Origin of the sequence: Cupriavidus sp. IDO (assembly GCF_000812465.1) — a bacterium.
In the GTDB taxonomy this organism is placed as follows: Bacteria; Pseudomonadota; Gammaproteobacteria; order Burkholderiales; family Burkholderiaceae; genus Cupriavidus.
Window position 1 is genome coordinate 105,855 of the sequence record NZ_JWMA01000055.1, and the last position, 19,432, is coordinate 125,286.

General features: G+C 62.3%; 35 protein-coding genes, 1 tRNA gene and 1 pseudogene. 21 read left to right on the forward strand and 16 right to left on the reverse strand.

Features of this window, described 5'->3' with window-relative positions; translation table 11 throughout:
* Positions 1-93 precede the first annotated feature (93 nt).
* The 13 genes and pseudogenes from RM96_RS17925 to RM96_RS17975 all read right to left on the reverse strand — a co-directional run bounded on the left by RM96_RS17925 (position 94) and on the right by RM96_RS17975 (position 4,897).
* Positions 94-348, reverse strand: a complete 255-nt coding sequence (locus RM96_RS17925) for a hypothetical protein (RefSeq protein WP_039012478.1) — start codon at positions 346-348, stop codon at positions 94-96.
* A complete protein-coding gene (locus RM96_RS17930; RefSeq protein ID WP_039012479.1) occupies positions 345-902 on the reverse strand; it encodes a hypothetical protein in 558 nt (185 codons plus the stop codon). Before RM96_RS17930 ends, RM96_RS17925 begins: the two co-directional genes overlap by 4 nt.
* A complete protein-coding gene (locus RM96_RS36350) occupies positions 902-1,462 on the reverse strand; it encodes a hypothetical protein (protein WP_052279568.1) in 561 nt (186 codons plus the stop codon). The genes RM96_RS17930 and RM96_RS36350 overlap by 1 nt, the downstream gene beginning before the upstream one ends.
* Positions 1,462-1,773 (reverse strand): annotated as a pseudogene (locus tag RM96_RS40860) (DUF1064 domain-containing protein); the annotation flags it as partial. The gene RM96_RS36350 and the pseudogene RM96_RS40860, both read right to left, overlap by 1 nt.
* On the reverse strand, positions 1,749-1,952 hold the full coding sequence (locus RM96_RS40865; protein WP_052279570.1) for a DUF7696 family protein: 204 nt from the start codon (positions 1,950-1,952) through the stop codon (positions 1,749-1,751). The pseudogene RM96_RS40860 and the gene RM96_RS40865, both read right to left, overlap by 25 nt.
* A gap of 32 nt (positions 1,953-1,984) precedes the next feature.
* Positions 1,985-2,368 carry a beta-sandwich lipoprotein gene (locus RM96_RS17945; protein WP_443112259.1) on the reverse strand — a complete coding sequence of 128 codons (384 nt, stop codon included), beginning with the start codon at positions 2,366-2,368 and terminating at the stop codon, positions 1,985-1,987.
* A gap of 16 nt (positions 2,369-2,384) precedes the next feature.
* A complete protein-coding gene (locus RM96_RS17950) occupies positions 2,385-2,603 on the reverse strand; it encodes a hypothetical protein (RefSeq protein WP_039012480.1) in 219 nt (72 codons plus the stop codon).
* A complete protein-coding gene (locus tag RM96_RS36360) occupies positions 2,600-3,574 on the reverse strand; it encodes a helix-turn-helix domain-containing protein (RefSeq protein ID WP_052279571.1) in 975 nt (324 codons plus the stop codon). The genes RM96_RS17950 and RM96_RS36360 overlap by 4 nt, the downstream gene beginning before the upstream one ends.
* Positions 3,571-3,930, reverse strand: coding sequence for a nuclease domain-containing protein (locus RM96_RS17960; RefSeq protein WP_039012481.1), 360 nt, complete (start codon positions 3,928-3,930; stop codon positions 3,571-3,573). The genes RM96_RS36360 and RM96_RS17960 overlap by 4 nt, the downstream gene beginning before the upstream one ends.
* Positions 3,930-4,226, reverse strand: a complete 297-nt coding sequence (locus RM96_RS17965; protein ID WP_039012483.1) for a hypothetical protein — start codon at positions 4,224-4,226, stop codon at positions 3,930-3,932. Before RM96_RS17965 ends, RM96_RS17960 begins: the two co-directional genes overlap by 1 nt.
* An 8-nt stretch (positions 4,227-4,234) precedes the next feature.
* Positions 4,235-4,411, reverse strand: a complete 177-nt coding sequence (locus RM96_RS39385; protein ID WP_193752478.1) for a hypothetical protein — start codon at positions 4,409-4,411, stop codon at positions 4,235-4,237.
* Positions 4,408-4,599, reverse strand: coding sequence for a hypothetical protein (locus RM96_RS17970; RefSeq protein ID WP_039012484.1), 192 nt, complete (start codon positions 4,597-4,599; stop codon positions 4,408-4,410). Before RM96_RS17970 ends, RM96_RS39385 begins: the two co-directional genes overlap by 4 nt.
* 7 nt (positions 4,600-4,606) lie before the next feature.
* Positions 4,607-4,897, reverse strand: coding sequence for a hypothetical protein (locus RM96_RS17975; RefSeq protein ID WP_039012485.1), 291 nt, complete (start codon positions 4,895-4,897; stop codon positions 4,607-4,609).
* Between the two features lie 974 nt (positions 4,898-5,871).
* On the opposite strand from RM96_RS17975, the gene RM96_RS36365 reads away from it, so the two are divergent.
* The 20 genes from RM96_RS36365 (at position 5,872) to RM96_RS18065 (ending at position 16,877) form a co-directional block, all read left to right on the forward strand.
* Positions 5,872-6,648 carry a S24 family peptidase gene (locus RM96_RS36365; protein WP_052279572.1) on the forward strand — a complete coding sequence of 259 codons (777 nt, stop codon included), beginning with the start codon at positions 5,872-5,874 and terminating at the stop codon, positions 6,646-6,648.
* A 12-nt stretch (positions 6,649-6,660) separates the two neighbouring features.
* A complete protein-coding gene (locus RM96_RS17990; RefSeq protein WP_202966744.1) occupies positions 6,661-6,951 on the forward strand; it encodes a hypothetical protein in 291 nt (96 codons plus the stop codon).
* A 285-nt stretch (positions 6,952-7,236) separates the two neighbouring features.
* Positions 7,237-7,470 carry a hypothetical protein gene (locus RM96_RS17995; RefSeq protein WP_039012488.1) on the forward strand — a complete coding sequence of 78 codons (234 nt, stop codon included), beginning with the start codon at positions 7,237-7,239 and terminating at the stop codon, positions 7,468-7,470.
* Positions 7,467-7,718, forward strand: a complete 252-nt coding sequence (locus RM96_RS18000) for a hypothetical protein (protein WP_039012489.1) — start codon at positions 7,467-7,469, stop codon at positions 7,716-7,718. Before RM96_RS17995 ends, RM96_RS18000 begins: the two co-directional genes overlap by 4 nt.
* Complete coding sequence (locus tag RM96_RS40535) at positions 7,715-7,840, forward strand: hypothetical protein (RefSeq protein ID WP_274520196.1); 126 nt, start codon at positions 7,715-7,717, stop codon at positions 7,838-7,840. The genes RM96_RS18000 and RM96_RS40535 overlap by 4 nt, the downstream gene beginning before the upstream one ends.
* Complete coding sequence (locus RM96_RS40540; protein WP_274520197.1) at positions 7,837-7,971, forward strand: hypothetical protein; 135 nt, start codon at positions 7,837-7,839, stop codon at positions 7,969-7,971. Before RM96_RS40535 ends, RM96_RS40540 begins: the two co-directional genes overlap by 4 nt.
* Entirely contained in the window at positions 7,968-8,213 is a 246-nt protein-coding gene (locus tag RM96_RS18005) for a hypothetical protein (RefSeq protein ID WP_152624140.1), read from the forward strand. Before RM96_RS40540 ends, RM96_RS18005 begins: the two co-directional genes overlap by 4 nt.
* A gap of 1 nt (position 8,214) precedes the next feature.
* Positions 8,215-9,312, forward strand: coding sequence for a hypothetical protein (locus RM96_RS18010; RefSeq protein WP_039012491.1), 1,098 nt, complete (start codon positions 8,215-8,217; stop codon positions 9,310-9,312).
* Positions 9,313-9,326: 14 nt separating this feature from the next.
* The gene (locus tag RM96_RS18015; RefSeq protein WP_039012492.1) at positions 9,327-9,641 is read left to right on the forward strand and encodes a hypothetical protein; all 315 of its coding nucleotides are present in this window, start codon (positions 9,327-9,329) and stop codon (positions 9,639-9,641) included.
* Between the two features lie 123 nt (positions 9,642-9,764).
* The gene (locus tag RM96_RS18020) at positions 9,765-10,415 is read left to right on the forward strand and encodes an Lcl domain-containing protein (RefSeq protein WP_082016590.1); all 651 of its coding nucleotides are present in this window, start codon (positions 9,765-9,767) and stop codon (positions 10,413-10,415) included.
* A gap of 17 nt (positions 10,416-10,432) precedes the next feature.
* On the forward strand, positions 10,433-10,786 hold the full coding sequence (locus RM96_RS18025; protein ID WP_039012494.1) for a four helix bundle protein: 354 nt from the start codon (positions 10,433-10,435) through the stop codon (positions 10,784-10,786).
* A 221-nt stretch (positions 10,787-11,007) separates the two neighbouring features.
* Positions 11,008-12,198, forward strand: a complete 1,191-nt coding sequence (locus RM96_RS18030; protein WP_039012659.1) for an RNA-directed DNA polymerase — start codon at positions 11,008-11,010, stop codon at positions 12,196-12,198.
* Positions 12,195-12,326 (forward strand): hypothetical protein, encoded by a 132-nt coding sequence (locus RM96_RS40545; protein ID WP_274520198.1) that lies wholly within the window; start codon positions 12,195-12,197, stop codon positions 12,324-12,326. The genes RM96_RS18030 and RM96_RS40545 overlap by 4 nt, the downstream gene beginning before the upstream one ends.
* Complete coding sequence (locus RM96_RS39695) at positions 12,313-13,266, forward strand: hypothetical protein (protein WP_202966745.1); 954 nt, start codon at positions 12,313-12,315, stop codon at positions 13,264-13,266. Before RM96_RS40545 ends, RM96_RS39695 begins: the two co-directional genes overlap by 14 nt.
* On the forward strand, positions 13,263-13,871 hold the full coding sequence (locus RM96_RS36370; protein ID WP_052279573.1) for a hypothetical protein: 609 nt from the start codon (positions 13,263-13,265) through the stop codon (positions 13,869-13,871). The genes RM96_RS39695 and RM96_RS36370 overlap by 4 nt, the downstream gene beginning before the upstream one ends.
* Positions 13,871-14,374: a DUF1643 domain-containing protein gene (locus RM96_RS18045; RefSeq protein WP_052279574.1), complete on the forward strand. Its 504-nt coding sequence runs from the start codon at positions 13,871-13,873 to the stop codon at positions 14,372-14,374. Before RM96_RS36370 ends, RM96_RS18045 begins: the two co-directional genes overlap by 1 nt.
* Before the next feature lie 35 nt (positions 14,375-14,409).
* Positions 14,410-15,054 (forward strand): HNH endonuclease, encoded by a 645-nt coding sequence (locus RM96_RS18050; RefSeq protein ID WP_238587309.1) that lies wholly within the window; start codon positions 14,410-14,412, stop codon positions 15,052-15,054.
* Positions 15,051-15,323 carry a hypothetical protein gene (locus RM96_RS18055; RefSeq protein WP_039012496.1) on the forward strand — a complete coding sequence of 91 codons (273 nt, stop codon included), beginning with the start codon at positions 15,051-15,053 and terminating at the stop codon, positions 15,321-15,323. Before RM96_RS18050 ends, RM96_RS18055 begins: the two co-directional genes overlap by 4 nt.
* Positions 15,324-15,460: 137 nt before the next feature.
* The gene (locus RM96_RS39390; RefSeq protein WP_039012497.1) at positions 15,461-15,688 is read left to right on the forward strand and encodes a DUF4224 domain-containing protein; all 228 of its coding nucleotides are present in this window, start codon (positions 15,461-15,463) and stop codon (positions 15,686-15,688) included.
* Complete coding sequence (locus tag RM96_RS18065; protein ID WP_039012499.1) at positions 15,654-16,877, forward strand: hypothetical protein; 1,224 nt, start codon at positions 15,654-15,656, stop codon at positions 16,875-16,877. The genes RM96_RS39390 and RM96_RS18065 overlap by 35 nt, the downstream gene beginning before the upstream one ends.
* Positions 16,878-16,986: 109 nt before the next feature.
* On the opposite strand, the gene RM96_RS18070 is transcribed toward RM96_RS18065, so the two are convergent.
* Positions 16,987-17,062: transfer RNA gene (locus RM96_RS18070), tRNA-His, on the reverse strand.
* Between the two features lie 121 nt (positions 17,063-17,183).
* The gene (locus RM96_RS18075; protein ID WP_039012664.1) at positions 17,184-17,447 is read right to left on the reverse strand and encodes a hypothetical protein; all 264 of its coding nucleotides are present in this window, start codon (positions 17,445-17,447) and stop codon (positions 17,184-17,186) included.
* Between the two features lie 357 nt (positions 17,448-17,804).
* Between RM96_RS18075 and RM96_RS39395 the strand changes: the two genes are divergently transcribed.
* Positions 17,805-17,954 (forward strand): hypothetical protein, encoded by a 150-nt coding sequence (locus tag RM96_RS39395; protein ID WP_193752475.1) that lies wholly within the window; start codon positions 17,805-17,807, stop codon positions 17,952-17,954.
* Positions 17,955-18,409: 455 nt separating this feature from the next.
* Here the strand turns inward: RM96_RS39395 and dusA are convergent, their stop codons facing one another.
* The gene (gene dusA, locus RM96_RS18080) at positions 18,410-19,426 is read right to left on the reverse strand and encodes a tRNA dihydrouridine(20/20a) synthase DusA (protein WP_039012501.1); all 1,017 of its coding nucleotides are present in this window, start codon (positions 19,424-19,426) and stop codon (positions 18,410-18,412) included.
* Positions 19,427-19,432: the final 6 nt, after the last annotated feature.

The window sequence follows — 19,432 nt, forward strand, 5'->3', positions numbered from 1 at the left end:
AGCCCCCACACGCCCTATCCGCCCGTAGTGCCTCCTCCTGACGCCGGATAGCAACCTCCTCCGGCGTCAGGTGGTACATGTAGCTCGGATGGATCAACGTCGCGCTCCCTGCTGCCAGCGCACCCACGGCAGGCGCACGCTGGCGTGAAACTTGGCCTCGGCCGCTGGTACGTGATCCAACTGGACCCGGGAGTCGATTCCGCACCGCTCCAGGATGTAGGCCTTGGCGTCGTCAGATGTCTCGCACGGCTTGCCGGTCCTGCTGGCCACCATCCGACGGAATTCCGGGTTGCCACACCACATGCCGGCCAGCCTGGCCAGCGCGCCGCCCTTCGCCCGTGCCGTCATGCCCGCACTCCCATGCCAAACAGAGCACGCACGACCGAATGCTGCTTCCGCACGCTACCGACACGCCGGGCCCGATTGAGGGTGTTACGATCGATCATGGCCTTGTAGGCGAGCGGATCATCCTCCTTCAGCCTGGCCCTGCGCGCGCGGCAGCGCTCCGTATTGGTCATGGCCGCAGGCTTTGGCTTGCTCTTGCCGGGGAACGGCAGCCAGAGGGGAATCGGCGAGCCGGCGCGCTTCTTCCAACCCATCACATGCGCCTCGCCGGCGGCTTCCTTGTTTCGCATCAGGCCATCGATGGTGTGACGGCTCGCCCCGGCAATCTGGGCCATCTCGTGTACCGTCCGCCCGCGGCGGTCCTGACAAACCCGGGTGAGCAGCAACCAGGTCGGGGAGGTTTCGCCCTGAAACGGCTTCGAGCCCAAACCCAGGTCCTTCCCCTTCCGGTAGACCGATTCGGCTGATCGATCAAGCTCGGCGCCGATGACCCGGAAAGATTTCCCGCTTGTCCAGAGTTCGCGGAGCTTGCCCTCATCTTCCACAGTCCAGCGCATCAGTCCTCTCCCATTGTGATGCTGGCTTCCGCCGCGGCGCGGGCTACGATTACTCGCCGCAGAGCCGGCGCGCCGTGCGCTTTCGATTCCATTCCGTACACAAACCCCGCCAGGCATAGACTGACCATCAGGCGGAAGGCCTCTCCGTCGTTGTTCAGCGGGTCATAGCGGCGCCAACTACCGCCAGGCTCCCGGACATGGATCACTTCCAAATCCCGGACGCGGTACCGGCGAACCTCAAACCCGGCGGCGCGGGCTGCCTGCTCCGTCAGGGCCAGATCCAGTTCGGAAGGCATGACCGGGCCTGTCATGCAGCGGATCGGCTGATACCACTTCTGCACAGCTGCTGAGAACTTGTGGTAGCGCTCGTCCGTGACGTACTTCATGTACGCAGCCGTTGTCGATTCCCATGCGTACACCTCCCCAGTGTTGGGCTGTGCGCTACGCAGGCGTGCAATCTCGTACTCCAGCTTGCGCGCATGGGAAACGAGTGCATGCGCGGTGCGCCAGTCCAAATTGCCCTCCACTGCCTGGCGCTCGAGCTTGTCCAGATCCAGCATCACCGCACCTCCTTGATCTGAATTCCCCGTACCGCCATCAGGTGCCGCTTTATGCGGTATCCCTCAGTTACCTTGCCCTTCACGTCTTCCACCGTTGCCCAGGTCTCACCCTTCTCCCGGTAGACGAAGTCCGCGATGTACCGCAGCGCCGGGCGCTTCCGGCCTTGAATCACCACCGCAGGCGCCAGCTCGAATGCCACTTGGCGCTGCAGGGATTCGATCTCGCCGGCCCGCTCGAGGGTGCGAAGCTCGAGGTATCGCTGCCACTCGCGTTTGCTGTCGAAGGTCATCCCTTCGTGTTCGATCCGCTGGTTGCCGTACTTTCCCGGGCTACCTTCCGGGCCGCGCGGACGTCGGAGTGAAGCTTTTCCGCTGCCGGCCGGCCCCGATGCTTCTCCACCTTGCGCAGGAAGTCCGCGATCTCCTGCCCCGGCCGCTCCGCCGGCCAGCGCACCTCGCACTCGTGCCGCCAGGCCTCGTCCGTTCGCATTCCGCCAGCCCCTCACGATTTCCCCCCCGCAATCACTTGACGACGATGTCCGGCAAAATCACCGATGGCTTGAACACCACCTTGTAGTGGAAGGTGCTGACGCCGGCCGGTTCCAACTGCTCGATGAAGTAGGTCACGTTGTCGGATAGGCCAAGGTAGTGCTTCTTGAACGTCGAGGGGCCCGTCTTGCAGGTGATGGACACCTTGCGGGCGTTGTCGGCATCGAGGGAGCACAGCCCTTCGATGCTGAGCATGTAGTCAGCCGTGATGCCGTTGTAGAACACGACGCGGCGGTTGATCTCGAAGTTGTCAGCGGCCTGCGAGAGATTGCGCGATGCGACCTGCGCATCGTTGCAAGCGGTCAATGTCAGAGCCGCGGTGAGTGTGACGAGTGCGAATTTGATGGACTTCACGATTCCTCCTGTTTGGGGGTCATGCCTTTTCCGCCGGGCGACGGCCCTTGTTGAGCTTGTGGCCGAACGCAATGGCATACGGGCCGATGATCGCGATCCACAGATGGCCGTCGGCGCAGACCATGCGGCGGATGCTGAAGATGTGGTAGGCCCGCATCCGCGTCTTGCGATGGCGGTCAAACCATGCAGCTCCGCCCATTTGGCCATGCCCCTTAGCAACCTTGACTTCGATGCTCATGACGCCTCCACCGGCGGGTGGCCGTAGAAGTACTGGTGCACGTCGGCGTAGATCGAGCTTTTGGTACGCAGCAGGTCGGCCAGCAGCGCCTGGCGCCACGGACCCTCACCTGCGTGCTTGAACACGCCGACCTTGTAGCGCTGGAAGTCCTCGCCCTGCTTGCGGGCTCGCCACACCTCGGCACCCTTCGCCTCGATGCCCGGGGCGGTTTCCCACCAGGTCGTGTCCGTGGCCGCGCCGCTCGCGCCCGCCGCCGGCGTCGACTGCTTCGGCGGCTCGTCGGTCCAGCGCTGGTCACGCAGCCAGGTCGCCGGGTAAGGGATGAACTTGCCGCCCTCCTCCTTCCACGAGTCCCAGCCGGTCTGCTTCGCCACCGCATCAAGCAGCACCGCCTGTAGGGCAGCATCGGGAGCCAGCTTCAGGTACGCCTTCTCGGCATCGCCTTTCGAGGCTTTCCGGGGATAGAGCGTCCAGAAGGCTTCGAAGGGTTTCGGGGCTTTTTCAGGCTTTTCGTGCGCGCCCTTTCCCGTTCCCTTCTGTTCCTCTTCTGTTCCTTCTGTTCCGTGTCCCGTTTTTGGATACCTTTCCGTCCGTTTTTGGGACTGTTTCAATCCGTTTTTGGTACCCTTTGCCGCCGTTTTCGGAACTGTTCCGTTTTTGGAACTGTTCCGTTTTTCCCCACCTTCGGCTTCTTCTGCGCTCTGACCGACGTTCATCTGGTAGACCACGATCTGTCCCGTACGGCCCGTGCGCTCGCCGTCATCGGTGATCAAACCCATCTCCTCGAGCTTCTGGATGGCCGCAATGACGGTCTTCCGGTCAAGCTCGGTCGCCTCAACGAGGTAGGCGATGGATGTGTAGCAGCGCAGCGCCGGCTCGGCCGCGCAGTTGGCCATCAGGGTCAGGACGTGCTTGGTGGATGAGCGCCCGACCTTCTGGCGAAGGGCCCAGGTAATAGCCTCGACGCTCATGCAACTGCTCCTACGCGCGCCGCCGGCACGCCATATTGCTTTTCCCGGTACGGCGCCCACCGGCCGTATCCCCAATCCCAGCGCACGCGCTTCTGCTCCTTGCTGAATCGCTTGCCCTGGTCGAGCTCGTAGTGACACCAGAAGCAGGCCGGGATCGTCATGCGGTCGTCAGCCTTCAGGCCCTTGCCCTTGCCGTCTTTGAGCTGGTTGGAGTGAGCCGGCACCACGGTGTCCGGGTTGTTCCGGCAGACGCCCGGAAAGCGCAGGTAGCACTGCTGCCCGTGACAGAGCATGTCCGGGTGCAGAAGCGGATTGACGCGGATGGCCTTGCCGTTCGCAATGACGACCACCAGCATCAGAAGAGGCTCCCTTGCGGATGCCGGCGCCGCACCGGGCGAATCGTCCGACCGGTGACGCTGCATGCTCGCGCCGGCCCGCGCTCGAGCTCGCCCAGGTCCTCGCGCAGCTCGTTCACGCGGCCGCTGACGATGTTCACCGGCAGGCCGGTCAGCTTCACCAGCTCCTGCAGCGAATAGTCGGCTGGGAACGGCTTCATCACGGCGAGGATCTCCTTCTGCCGCTTGGACAGGGTTCCATCCTGCTTTAGCTGGTGGTAGACGCGAATGCTCGTGTGCGCGACTGCGGTGTGCATGGGCGCTCCTATGCGTGATTGGCCTTCACCGGCCGGTATTGCTCGTCCTTGAAACCCGCATGCCACTCCAGGTGGGCATCGGTGCCCGGCGGCCAGTGCGGGTTGTCATCAGCCTTCAGCCCGCGGCGGAAGGCCTGGGCGCCTTGCTCGCGCAGCGCCGCGCGGGGCATCAGCTCGTGAATCACTGGCCCACCTCCGGTACCGCCAGGCTCAGGTTCTTCTCAGTCAGCAGGAATTGCCGGTGGCGGATTTCCGTGCCGTCGTCCTCGTAGACGAATTGGTAGGCGTTCTGGGAGTGCACAAAGCGCGCGAAGAAAGTGCGCCGGCCGCTGGGCATGCGGTAAGCACCGCCGGGTGTGAGGCGATCGCTCATAGCCACCTCAGCGCCGGGAGCCACACTCGCCGAAGCCCTCTCGCGCGCAGTGGCACGAGGCGCCCACCTGGCACAACGTGCTGATGGCGTCCAGATAGGGCTTCGTCACCAAGGCGAAGCCGCAGTTGCCCGTCAGCATGTCGATCTTGTTCAGGGGAATGCCCTGCGTATTGGCCAGGATGCGGCTCACATCGGAGCTATCCCATCCCATCAGGTCCATCAGCTCCTTCCGCCGCTCGGAAGAAAGCGCCATCCGGACAGCTTGTTCAAGCTTTGCCGGCGAAAGTGTGGTGGTCATGGTGCCTTGCTCAAAGTTACTCAGCGCCCCGCAATCCCGCCCCCACTCCGCTGCGTGCAGTTGGGTGGGGCGGCAAGTACGCTGTCGTTATCGAACCGCGGCTTAGTCGCGGACTTTGCGGGAATCCCCGCCTCACAAACTGCTAAATGCCCAGAACGACATGAGCACTAATTTCGCCAGATCAGCGCCCGGCCATGGTGGCCAGAAGAGGGACAAAAGCGGGACGGATGTGGGACGGAACTGGGCCGCCCTTTCTCCGCCATCTATTCGCTGTCATCTGCCCCTACTCCTGCCATCCGATCCAGCCGGGCTTTGTGTAACCTCACAAGGTGATTACGGCCATGCACATGGATCATCACCATGTCCCGCAGATACTCAGAAACGCTCATTCCCTCGCTCGATGCCAAGCGCAAGAACTCGTCCTTCGTTTCCTCGTCCACGACGGTCCGCATCTCAGCGGTCAACTTGCCCGACGTGCTACCCACGCGTACGTGCGTCATGCCATCCCCTATTTGCCTATCACCCACTGGTACAGCCCCTGATTTCGTTACCCCGTGGTTCCTCTGCCGATCTGTGCCGGCCCTTATTACGGGCTTCAGCCCTTGTTCTGTTCCGACGTTGCGACCGGAGGCTGCACGTCGTCGATGGCCTTAATCCTGTCAACCGCGCCCACCAACTCGGGCCAGACCCGCTCCAGCACCTCGTGACTGAACATTTCCTTCCGCGTAACGAGGCCACCCGTTGCATCTTCAATCGGTCGCCCGAAAGGGACTGGAACTGGACGCTCCCCAGTAGCCCATCGACTAACATCGGATGCATGGGCGCCGATGGCCTTGCTCAAAGCGACGAGCCGGCCACGCTTTCCGGAGAGGTAAGATTTGAGATCCATAGCTGCACTATAGCGATTCGCTAAACGAATGACAATAGCGAATCGCACATTTCCTTGTTTAGCGAATTGCTATGGAATGGCGCGCATGAAAACCATTGACGAGATACGCCGCCTCAACTTGCTTGAGGCCATCCGCCGGATGGAAACGGCCGCCGCTCTGGCCGAAAAGGCTGGCCTTTCATCGGCTTACCTCAGCCAAATCAAGAACCGTCAGCCGGACAGCAAGACCGGGAAGCCCAAACACATGGGCGACGATGCCGCCCGCAAGATTGAGGCGGCTCTTGGCGAAAAGCGTGGATGGATGGATGTGGACCACGCCTCCGCCCAGAACCTCGCGACTGTCAAGCCATCGCCTGGAACAGATCAGATTGAAGCAAAACTTAACGAGGGTTCTGAAACAGACACTTACAATGTTTCGCGGCTGCCAGACCCGCACATCCAGGTCGGCAGCTCATCTGCACGACGTATTTACGTTGTGGGTCGGGCCAACGGCGGCCTCCCTGAGAGAATTTGGACTGACGGCGGTTACCTGGTGGGCGCAACAGAAGAATTTGCAGTGCTGGCGACGGACGATCCGCATGCCTTCCTTACACCGGTCATCGGCACATCAATGGCGCCCGTCTACAACCCTGGCGACTTCGCCTTTGTGGAACCCGGGACAGAAGTCGAATTGGGTGATGACGTACTTGTCCGGCTCGGGACCGGCGAGACCATGCTCAAGCGACTCCAGTCCCTTCGCAATGGCGTACAACTTGGCTCCTATAGCGAGCCTGGCATCCTGTTCTTCAAGCCGGAAGAGATCACCTGGATGTACTACGTGGCTCATCCGGTAAGGCGCAAGAAGATCAAGACACGGTTCTAACAGGGAGGGCACATGAAGATCATCGGCATCACCGCCGTGGCGATTCTTATTGCCGGCTGTGCGTCGGCCTCCAAGACATATGGGCCGGATGGGCGCGAGGCGTATGCCCTGAACTGCTCTGGGCTAGCCAGAACCTGGGGCGCTTGCCTGGAGCGAGCCGGCGACATTTGCGGCGAGCGTGGCTACAACGTTATCTCCAGTAGCAGCGAGATCGGCAGCATCATGGCTGGCGGCGCGTCCACAACCAATGCCAGCTTTGCTGGGGGGAACCGCAATCAGCCGATCCATGGTGATCTCCTGTAAGGGCTAGCCCCCCCACCCAACCACTATGAGATGAGCCCACCCACTGCGGTGGGATTTTTGTTGCCCGCGCACTACACCGCAAGCGTAACGCTAAACAATATATTTAGCGAATCGCACGTTTTCTTGTTGCCTTTGTTTTAGCGTATCGCTATAGTCTATCCATCGGCGCACCACTGGGTGCAGCGCAAGATGGAGAGCGGCATGGAGATCATCGTTGGCATTGGCATCATGGGCTGGGCGCTTCTCGTCCTGCTCGCGCTGTCCTTGGGCGGGAAGGTCTGAGCCATGACGCCCGATCAAGCCGCCGTCCGCCAGGCCATTGCAGCCAACCAGCAGGCTGAGCTGCTCCGCGAGCTTCAGGCCGCCCACCAGATCATCCGTAACGTCCTCGGGCTCCTCTCCGTCAGCCAGAAGAACGTGCTCGCCGAGCGCAATGCGCGCGACGGTGTCGACGGTGAAGGCATCACCCGCGCTCACGAGCGCGAGGCTGTCATCCAGCGTGCTGGAGGTGTGGCATGACCTCACCGAGCAGCTGGGCATCCGTCGTGACCCCGACTTGCGTGTTCGTCGGGATAGCAGACCGCGAGGAGTTCGACCGTCTGGCGTTACCGGCTAAGGATCACCGTCAACAGATTAACGAGCTGGTGCCGCGCCGCAACGTGCTTACGAAGTCGTTGGAGGCGGAGGGCGTCATGGTCGTGTTTCAGCACTGGCTGACCGTCGACTCGCCGGACTACATACCTGAACTGGGAGGGCCCCGGGCATGAAGATCCTCCGCGACGTGCTCTTCTGGTTTGGGATCGCCCTCGGCGTGATCACCCTGTCAGGCCTCTATATCGCGCTCAACTTGGACGCGCCTATGTCCACCCCGATCTGGAGGCAATCGTGACCTTCCGCATCTTCATCAACCGTCAGTGCGTCTATACGGGCCGCTTCGCCAACTGGTGGGCCGCCCATGACGCTGCCATCAACCGTGCGCTGCTCTGCGGTGCCCGCAATGTCCAGGTGAAGCAGGCATGAGCATGGACGACTTCCGCGCCCGCACGCTGGCGAACAACCAAGCATTCGCCGCCGGCGCCAGCCGTGTCGGCAAGGCCCCTATTCCGGCCGGCCTTCCCTCGCCGATGGAAGTGGTTGCCGCCATCGATGGCGTTCTCGAGACTGGCAATTTCTACTCGCTGGCCGCGCAGGACGCTCTTGCCCGCCTGGTGATTGTCCGCGAGCAGTTCGCTGCCGCCCTCTCTCAACCCAACGGACAGTGACATGTTCTCAATCGCTGGAAACCATCTGAGCACCGCTTTGAAGGCCGCTGGCCAAGCAGCTGCGCCCAAGTCGGTACTCCCCGTTCTCACCCACATCCGCCTGCAGGCCGCAGCGGGCGCCGGCGCCGTGACCTTCACCGGCTCCGATGGACACATGAGCGTCATTGCAACGGTTCCGGCAGACGTCGAAGACGAGGCGGTGGACGTCTGCCTGCCGGTTGACAAGCTCAACGCAGCTGCCGGGATGGGGGCGCAGACCATTACTTTCACCGAGAAGGACGGCAAGACCATTGCCCGCGCAGGCAAGTGCAGGCTGACCATTCCGACTCTGCCAGGCAAGAGCTTCCCCGAACCCAAGATCGCCGGCGCGCAGATCGCCTCGTTCGACGCCCCGGGCCTGACCGCCTTGATCCCTACCGTTGCGTTTGCGATCGCCGGGCCCAAGCAGCACGACAAGCCATTCCTGCGCAGCCTCTGGCTGGAGTGCGACGGTGAGGCCATACACCTGGTCGGATGCGACGGCTTCATGCTGGCCGCAAACTGCCTGCCGATAGCTCCCCGCAACTTTGGGGAGAAGCTGTCCGAGTTCGGCATGACCATTACGGGCGACGCTGCGGAACTCCTCGCCAACGTCGGCGCCGAGCACTTCGAGATCTATGAAAGCCATGTAGTTGGCAGCCGCGATGGCGTGCGCGTCATCTGCAACAGGCAGGGGGCGAAGTACTTCGATTGGCGCCGGATGGTTCCACGGCCGGATCAATTCGTTACCTTCGCGCGCAACGACCTCCTCCAGATCTGCCCACTGCATCGCATCTTCGATGAGCAAGGCGCGATCCGGTTCGAGCAGGACGGAGGCGATTGCGCTATCAGCATTTCCAACGGCACCCAGTCTGTCGATGCCGAGATTGAGCTCAAGGCGCGTGCCGACGAGGCGCACCTTGAGGCTTCCTTCGATGGCCCGAACCTGCTTCGCCTCCTGGGGCAGGTCAAGACGGATGACGTCTCCCTTTCCTGGGCATCCAACAAAGACCGTTCGACCGGCGTCTGCCTTCTGCAGGACGGCAGCTGGCGCGGGATTCTCTCTCCCCTTCGCGGGTAACCGAGGACTTCACCATGAACATCGCAGAAATCAAGCGCCAAGCCTCCCGCGCCGCACGCCGCGGAGATGTCGCAGCACTCGACAAGCTGGAGATCGCCTACATGAAACAGGCTGTCCCGCTCACGGTCGAGGATCCGAAGTGCGACGGCGAACGCGCCGTCATCCTTGCTCAGCCGATTCGCCTGTTCCGCGGCGCCGGCCCGAACGGCGAGACGCGAGTCCAGTGGATGCGTGCAGACGGCGTGCTCGTCATGTCGGACATCGAGGGGCGCCTGCAGGATGCGCCTGACGACTTGCCGGTTCTTTTCCCCCTGGAAGAGGCGGCCTGATCAACCGGGGAAAGCGGCACGACAGCCCCAAGTCGAAAAACACCGCGGGAAGCCACGTCTCCGAGCCCGCCGCAAGTACCCGCCCCTACAACGCAGTGCCACCAACTCATTGAGAGGACAGTCATGAACGCAGTCACCGCAGTCGAAGCCATCGCAGTGCAAACCACCATCAGCCAGGCAGCCGCAGCTGCGCTCAAGGCAGGCGACGCCATTGGCGGCGGCTTCTATGCCGGCCAGATTCGCCAGGACGATGGCATCTATGTCCTGGTCGTCGCGCCGAAGGACGGCGGCGAGCACGAGGACACGCCCTGGCATGCCAACAGCAAGCAGCTGGACGACGCGCTCAGCTACTACGACGGGAATGCCAACACGATCGCGATGGCGCGAGCCGGTAGCGCTCTGGCACTGTGGGCTGTCGGACTGCAGCTCAATGGCTTCGACGACTGGTACCTGCCGGCACGCGATGAGCTGGAGATCGCCTACCGCTACCTGAAGCCGACCGCCGGCAACTACGTGGGCTACCGCCATGGCGAGAACATCAGCGCCGTGCCGGCCACGTACGCCTACACGGAGGACAGCCCGGCCCAGACCGCCGCCACAGCCTTTCAGGAAGGCGGTGCCGAGGCCTTCGAAGAGGCTTGGTACTGGTCGTCGACGCAGTACGCGGGCTTCTCGAGCCACGCGTGGGGTCAGCTCTTCGGTGATGGCTACCAGTACGACAACCGCAAGGACTTCGAGTTTCGCGCCCGCGCCGTCCGCAGATTGACCATTTGATCCTTTAGTCATTCAGCATGGCCATCCACACCAACCTCCCGATCTACAAGGTGGCGTACGACCTGCTCGACGCTGCTACGGAGCTTGCCAAGAACATGCCGCGCGATTTCAAGGCGTCGATCGGCGGGAAGCTCCGTGACGAGTGCATCGAGATCACCGTGCTGATCTTCCGCGCGAACACAGCGCGGGAGAAGGTGCCGCACCTGCTAGATCTGGTCGAGCGCCTGCAGGTTGCCGAGCTGCTGCTTCGCCTGTCCGTAGACAAGCGGCTCATCTCGAAGCCTCAGTACGCGAAGACGGTGGCGCTCACCAACAGCATCGGGAAGCAAGCCAATGGATGGCGCAGATCCGCATCGTCGCCTGTTGCCTGACGGTCAAGGCCGTCTCGCCCGTGCGATTTTTAATCTGGTCGTGCCGCTGGCTCACAAGGCCACCGCCATGCGCACCACGGATACCGCTGGGAGTCACCAGGCCAGGTCCGGCGCAGTTTCCCCGCTGATCGGCTTCGGGCCTTCGGCGAGGCGACGTGGATAGCACGAATCGACGCAGTACGCGGGCAACTCAAACAACGCGTGGAATCAGAACTTCAATGATGGCAACCAGAACAACAACCACAAGAACAACGAGTTTCGCGCCCGCGCCGTCCGCAGATCAAGCCGGTGCGGAACCTGCTTCTTTCGAAGACCTGGTGGTCGCGTATTTCGACTGCCGGAAAAACAAGCGCAACACCCACAACGCTCTCGCTTTCGAGCAGCAGCTCGAGCGCAACCTTTGTCAGCTGCACAGCGAGCTGCTCGACGGCAGCTACCAGCCCGGTCGCTCCATCTGCTTCGTGGTGACGCGCCCAAAGCCGCGCGAGGTCTGGGCGGCAGACTTCCGCGACCGGGTGGTGCATCACCTGCTGTACAACCGCATCTCCCCACGCTTCTATGCCTCGTTCATAGCGGATAGCTGCGCCTGTATCCCGGGCCGCGGCACGCTCTATGCCGCCCGCCGGCTTGAGGCCAAGGTACGCAGCGTCACCGAGAATTGGGTACGGCCGGCCTGGTACCTGAAGTGCGACCTCGCTAACTTTTTCGTCAGCATCGACAAGAACGTCTTGCGCGCCCAGCTCGCCGCCCGAGTCACCGAGCCTTGGTGGATGTGGCTGGCCGACCTTGTGCTGATGCATGACCCGCGGCCAGGCGTGCAAATGCAGTCCACGCCTGACCTACTGGCGCTCGTACCGCCCCACAAGAGTCTACTCAACCAACCGGCGCACCGCGGCCTGCCGATCGGCAATCTGAGCAGCCAGTTCTTCGCCAATGTCTACCTGGACACGCTGGATCAGCATGTGAAGCACCGGGTACGCGCACGGCACTACATCCGTTACGTGGATGACTTCGTGCTGCTGCACCAGTCGCCACAGTGGCTAAACGCCGCGCACGCCGAGATTGAAGCCTTCCTGCCGCGCCAGCTGGGCGCTCGTCTGAATCCGGCCAAGACCATTCTGCAACCGGTCACCCGCGGCGTCGATTTCGTTGGCCAGGTCGTCCGGCCGTGGGTGCGCACCACCCGCGCTCGCACGGTGAATGAGGGAGCCCGCCGGCTGCGCCAGATGGAAGCGGCTGACGTTCACGCGTCCGTAAATAGCTATCTGGGCCTCCTGCGGCAGGCTACCGGCAGTCATCACGACCAGGCGCGCCTGGCGAACATCGCGCGCCGGCGCGGCCACGCCATCAGCGGCGATTTGACCAAGGCTTACCGCGCTCCCCGCGGTCAAACCCAGCTGGAGACGTCATGAGCTGCCTGGTCGCACTGGCTGTCATGGCGATTGCCTTCCTCGGCGCCGTCGCCTTCGCGGTCTACACCAACTACCGCTGGATGAAGCGGATCGCAGAAAGAAAGGATTTGCATCATGGCAACCGCTGAACCTTCCATCATCGGCGCGGATATTCGCGCGCTGATCGCGAACGATGGCTACGCCATTACGTTTCAGACGATGGGCCAGTACCGCACGGCTCTCCTTCAGGCACTGGACTCCCTCCCCTCTGCTGCGCTGGCCGCTGCGGAGCCGGTCGCGTGGTGTATCTCCATGGAGACAGCTCGCGCATTGGCGGCTGAGCTGGTGCGCGGAGCCGAATCCATGGGCGATGACGAGTCCGAACTGATCCTCGAAGTCAGGCGCCCCGGCACCGTCTCGGATGACGACGGCACTACCAATGAGCGGAGCATTCTTGCTGTCTCGCTTGCCGAGTATCCGGAGGAAGGCGTCTATCCGATTGACCCGGCCGATCCGACTGGCGGACGCGTGGACGCCGCCCCTGCGCCTGCCGAGCCCTTCCAAGCGCGCGTGCAGCCGTGGATGCTGGAGTGCTTCGGCGCCGAGATAGCCGCCGATCAGCAGGAGCGGAACCACCGCTTTCTGGAGGAGGCGCTTGAACTGGTGCAGTCGTGCGGCGCGACCGCCAGCGAGGCGCACCAGCTTGTGGACTACGTCTATGGGCGCCCTGTCGGCGAAAAGCACCAGGAGGTCGGCGGCGTGATGGTTACGCTTGCAGCGCTATGCCTGGCACAGGGACTGGACATGCACGCTGCTGGCGAGACGGAGCTGGCCCGCATATGGACCAAGGTCGAGCAGATCCGCGCCAAGCAGGCAGCCAAGCCGAAGCACTCGCCCCTCCCCCAGCACGTGCCAGCCGCACCTCCTGCCGGCCAGGTAGACGGCGTACGCAAATTGCTGACCGCCGCATCCCATGCGCTCCGAAGCTACCAGTATGGCAATGCGGCACCGGATCTCGCTGAGTCCATTGCAGACCGTATCGACGTCGCCATGAGCGCCACGCCAACCACTGCGAAGGAGGCGGCATGAAACCCCTGAAGGCATACGAGGTGCATGACGGCGGCGACAACTGGGAAATCGTGTTCGCCACCAATAGCGCGACAGCGCGGCGTGAAGGCGGAAGCGAGATGGGCTGCGACTGGGATGGCGTCGAATACTGCCGCCGCCGGCCGGCACTCGACCAATTCGCCCCCGGGCCAGTTCCGCCGCTCGCGCTCATCGAGCAGGGATGGCACTTTGAGTGCTTCCACTGCGGATGCCGCGTCGACGAGGAAATGGAAGAGATCGAGGCCGATCCTGACTTCGATACCTGGTCCGACCCCGAACCGGTACAGAAGGGGCAATTCGTCTATTGCAGCCAGTCTTGCGCCTCGATGGATGCCGCTCGACGGCGCGGCCGGAAAGCCGCGGAGGCGGCGCTGATTGATCTCGTCGAAACCAAGTATCCGGGATCAACGGCGACCCATGCCCACGTCTACGGCGATCGCCTAGAGTCAGAACATGGCCATTGCTCGGCGACGTTCACGTTTCCCGGAGGGAAATTCGCGGCCACCTACAAGTTCGGCGATGGCGCTTGGGTGTCGCAATGCGATGCGGATGCCTTCCGAGCTCTGTACCGCAAGGAGGGCGCGTGATGAAAAAGACCGCCATCATTTCCGAGTGCGGCGCCTACCGGTACCGGCTCGGCCGGCGCTGGGCGGACGGACCCAGCATGCTGTTCATCATGCTCAATCCGAGCACGGCTGACGCCGATCTCGATGACCCGACCATCCGAAAGTGCATCGGCTTCGCCTCGCGCGCTGGCTGCGGCGCGATTGAGGTAGTGAACCTCTATGCCTATCGCGCGACGGACCCGAAGGCACTGAAGGCCGCAGGCTGGCCTGTGGGGCCCAATAACCATGAGCACATGGCGCACGCAATCACGGATGTCATGCACGCAGGAGGCATCGTCGTGGCCGCCTGGGGCGCAAATGCTCGTGGCCGACCAGAGGCATCGGAGATGCTCGCGAAGATGGCCCGTACCGGCATCGCTGCACACGCGCTGCGGATCCTGCCAGACGGCACGCCCGCCCATCCTTTGATGCTGCCATACAGCTGCAGCCTGGCGCGCATCGACACGGCAGCCGAGGTGGAATGATGCGGCATATATGGCAACCATACGAGGTTGAGGCTGTGCGCCAGCTTTATCCCGGGTCGAAGACGAGCGACTTGGCGAAGGCGCTTGGCACGTCTACCACCGCAATCTATCGGCTCGCGGACAAGCTTGGCCTGCGCAAGACCGCCGAGTATCTGGCGACGCCGGATGCGGGGCGCCTCGATGGTAGCCGTGACAATGGCAATCGCTTTCGTCCTGGGCACGCCAGTTGGAACAAAGGGATCAAGGGCAGCGCCGGCCATCACCCGAACACCGTGCGCGCGCACTTCAAGAAAGGGGAACGCCGCGGCGCGGCCAACACAAACTATGTGCCGATCGGCAGCGAGCGCATCACAAAGGATGGGTATCTGGAGCGCAAGGTAACCGACGACCCGAACTTGGTCCCCGCCCGGCGCTGGGTTGGCGTCCACCGCTTGGTCTGGGAGGCCGCTCACGGGCCTATCCCGCCGGGGCATGCCGTGGCATTCCTGCCTGGCCGGTACACCACTGATGCCGCGCTGATCACCGTAGACGCGCTCGAGCTGGTTACGCGCGGCGAGCTCGCGCGTCGGAACCATCCCCGCAACCGGTCCCCTGAGCTGGCGAAGCTGGTCCAACTCAAGGGCGCCATCACCCGCCAAGTCAATCGCATCGCCCGCGAGGCGAAGGAGCAGCAGTCATGAGCAATAACATCACCACCGTCCGCCAGCACCTCCTGGATACCCTTGCTGATCTGCGCAATCGCGAGCAGCCGATGGAGGTCGAGCGGGCTCGGGCTGTCGCCGACGTTGCCCGAGTCCTGGTGGACAGCGCGAAGGTAGAGGTCGACTACCTCAAGGTCACGAACCAAGGCAGCTCGGATTTTCTGACCGGCGAGCAGGCGGAAGCAGGCACCGCAACCAGCGGCCTGCCGCCAGGCATCACCGGCATCAGGCGTCATACCCTCCGGTGAGTACCCACCCCATAGCTATCCCAGCGGTACAGCCTCTGGGCTGTATCCACGAATTACAACGTATCACCTGTAAATGCAGCAGAACGCAGAACGTATCATCGAACTCACCCGCCGTGCGTGGCGGATTGGAGGGAAAAGTGAGTGATTTCCTCTCGGCGGCCGAGCTGGCCGAGTTGGTCGGCTGCAAGGCCAACCAGCGACATGAAATGGCGAAATGGCTGGACCGCCATCGCTGGCGCTACGTCATGGACAAGAACGGCCTGCCAAAGGTGGCCAGGGCCTACTACAACCGCAAACTGGGGATCGAGGAATCGAAGACCCCGGCAAAGTATGACAGCACGCCGAACCTCCAAGCCTTCGCGTAAGGAGCGAACCGGCGTCGATTGGCTGTACAAGTACATCGGCGCCCGGAAAGTTTCGTACTACTACCAATACCCCGATGGCAAGAGCGAGACCCTTGCCACCGCGCCGCTTGGCGATCGCAAAGCCATAGCCGAGGCGGAGCAGACGGCCAAACGGAAAGCGCTGGACATTCAAGCTGGTCAGATTGTCGCCGGCTCCGTCGCCGACATGATCGACCGCTTCAAGAAGGATGTCGACGCTACGCACTTCCGGGATCAGTCCAAGGAAGGAAAGTCCGTGCGCGCAGGCATGTACGCGAATCTGACTCTGTTCTTTGGCAAGATGGCGCCGGCCGGCCTTCGGGCCGTCCATGGATACCAGTTTCTGGAGGCCCGGGAGAAAGCTGGCGCGCCGATCAAGGCCAACAAAGAGCTGTCCCTGATGTCGACAATCTGCAATTACGCGATTCGCTGGGCCCTGATCGAGGCAAACCCGTTCGTCGGACTGATGCTGAACAAGGCCGACAAAGACGTGCGGACTGTCTCGCGCAGCCAGGTTGTCCGCTTTTACCTGTGGGCTGTTCGGCAGGGCCAGGCGTTCCGCACCATGGGATGCGCCGCCATGTTCACGTATCTGACCGGCTTCCGTGCCGCGGAGGTCAGACCGTACCGACTTTCGGGGCTGACGGACGACGGCGTTCGAGTTATCGGGGCGAAGCGCAAGAAGGGTGAGGCTGAGGTCGTCAAGGTTCGCGACTGGTCGCCGCGGCTGCGGGCTGTCGTCGAGCGCGCCAAGCGAACCGCTGCAGAGACGTCGACGAAGCGCGTCGTGATAAAGAGCCTATTCCTGTTCCCGAATCGGAAGGGCCAGCCATACAGCAAGAGCGGATGGGGATCGGTCTGGCAGGATGCGATGTGGGAGTGGATCGCCTCCTTCGACCCGGAGGCGGCGCGGGCGCTCCAGACAGCAAAACAGCATGCTGCCAACCGGCGGCGCGAGAAATGGGCCGCCGACGGCGACGCTGCGCCCAAGTATTCGATCACCGACCACCCCGCCTACTTCTCTGCCATGGACATTCGGCCAGCGGCAATCACGACGAAACTGGAGCAGCGGGCGGCTGACGCCTATGACTTTGCGGCCCACGCAAACCCGGCCACGACACATCGTCACTACGACCGGAGAAAGGTGAAACGGGCCGCTGCGACGGAGTAGAAAACGAAAACGGCGCCGTGGGCGCCGTTGGAAGATTTCCGATTTCGTTGGAATGTTCGCATCAAGAACTAAGGCGCAGAGCCTAAACCATTGATACAAAAAAGAATTTTGGGGTGGCTGATGGGACTCGAACCCACGACGACAGGAATCACAATCCTGGACTCTACCAACTGAGCTACAGCCACCGTAGAGGTCATCAGCAGATCGCTGATCGACGAAAAACAAGATTATACAAAGATCTTTCCCGTATGGCTAGTATCCCGCACAATTTTTTTGAGGATCGCCTCAACTTCGCGGTCCGGGGCTTCATGGCTTGGCAGATCCCCACTTTGCCTCGAGCAGCACGGCTTCCCTGATGGCAACGATGACGTCTGCCTCGCTCTCGAACTGGCCGAGCAGCCGCCGGGACTTTCCGTTCAGTACATCCTCTTGCAGCGCCCTGCCCGCCTCGGCCGATGTGCCGCGGTGCCAGCAATAACGGGCGGTCCACTTGCCGTCCTGCAGGCGTTCCGCCACCCATATCAATCGAAAGTCTTCAAAGACAACGCCGAACGGCTCTTCCTCATCCACGCCCGACACCCTCAGGATGCGCTTGAAATCTGCCAGCAAACGGCTACTGGCCGCCGCCACGTGGAAGGCATCGTATCACGGCGCCTGGCGCCGCAGGCACGGCGGTACGCGCAGCACGCAACCGGGGTATCACGCAAATATGCTGTGAACAGCCCCTACCTACGCAGGGTTCTGGCTGCAACCGCCATTGCGCGATACTTCTTTGCGAGGGAATTGACCCCCCTCGACCTTCCCAACAGGCGACACACGCAAGGCGTCGCCTGCTCTTTTTTGTCCTCATGCCGCACCAGCGAACGGAACCTGATTCCGAGAGCGTTGCCAAACCTGACGTTGAAGCAGGGGACTGGAGCAAAGGGAATGGGTGATCATCTGAATCGTCTGGCGGTCGCAATAGCGTTGGCGGCAAGCCTGACGGGATGCGCGGCTGGTGGCGTGGATGGCGGGCAATCCAGCATCACGACGTACGGCACGCTGGATGTAGGCATCAGCCGTACGACCAGCAAGTAGTTAGTGCAGGGGGGGGAAATCGCAAGGAACTCTTTCGTCACCATGCGATCAAACCCTCCCGTTGAGCGCAAAAAAAAAGAGCCCGCAGCGCGGACTCTTAACTTTAGCGATCTCAAATGCCCTGAAGGCGAATGCAATGTACCTGTCATTTCAGACGGGCACCATACGGGTAAACGGAAGGCACACGGACTGCTGCCAACAAACAGCAGCCGCAAAAAAAACAGCCCGCAAGAAGCGGGCTGAATAATCAGTTGAAGAAAGCCCTGTATTCGAGGGCAGCCACAGTGTAAGAAAGTGACCGCAGTCGGCAAATAAGGGGAATCCCTTTCCTGGTGCCGGTTTCCAGCAGATTGCGCCCAGCATGTGCGGCACGCGGTACTCGCAGATTCGGCATGCATAAGCCGCCAGTTCGAATTTAGAGATGTTTCTCGAATCGCACGTGGCGACAACATTGGCTATGCCGCAGCCAGCGGCGCAGGCTCAGCCGACGTCAGATGCGAGCGCGCCTCCTCGAACAAGACATCGACATCCGCACGCGTCCGGGCTGCATGCATGCGCCTGGCGTCCGACAGCACGCGCCGCCAGCCGCGACCACCGGCCACCCCGCGATACAGACCAAGCATGTGGCGCGTCACCGCGCCCATGTAGCCACCCCGCGCCACCAGCTCACCGATATACCGCTGCATCTCCAGCTCGACTTCCAGCCTTGAGCGGATCGGTGCAGCGGCGTCGTGATAGAAGCGCGAGTCAACTTCCGACATCACATATGGCTGGTGATAAGCCTCGCGGCCGATCATGACGCCGTCGACGTGCTCGAGGTGCCGCTCCATCTCCTCGTAGGTGACGATGCCACCATTGATCAGGATTTCGAGCCGGGGAAATTCCTGCTTGAGCTGGTAGGCGACTTCATAGCGCAGCGGCGGGATTTCGCGGTTCTCCTTGGGGCTCAGGCCCTTCAGGATCGCATTGCGCGCGTGCACGATAAATGTTTCGCAGCCTGCCTCCGAGATCTTGCCGACAAAGTCACGAACAAAATCGTAGTGCTCGATCTTGTCGATCCCGATCCGGTGCTTGACCGTCACGGGAATCGATACTGCGTCGCGCATCGCCTTCACGCAGTCGGCCACCAGCTGCGGCTCGGCCATCAGGCACGCGCCAAACGCGCCGCGCTGGACGCGCTCCGACGGGCATCCACAATTCAAGTTGATCTCGGCGTAGCCCCATTGCTGCCCAAGCTTCGCGGCCATGGCAAGGTCTGCAGGCTCGCTGCCGCCCAGTTGCAAGGCCACGGGTTGTTCGGCAGCGTTGAAATCAAGATGTCGCGGAACGTCGCCGTGCAGTAGTGCGCCGGTCGTCACCATTTCCGTATACAGCCAGGTGTGGCGGCTGAGATGACGGTGGAACATCCGGCAATGGCGATCAGTCCAGTCCATCATTGGAGCAACCGATACGCGGCGAGGGCTTGCAGTCATGGGATA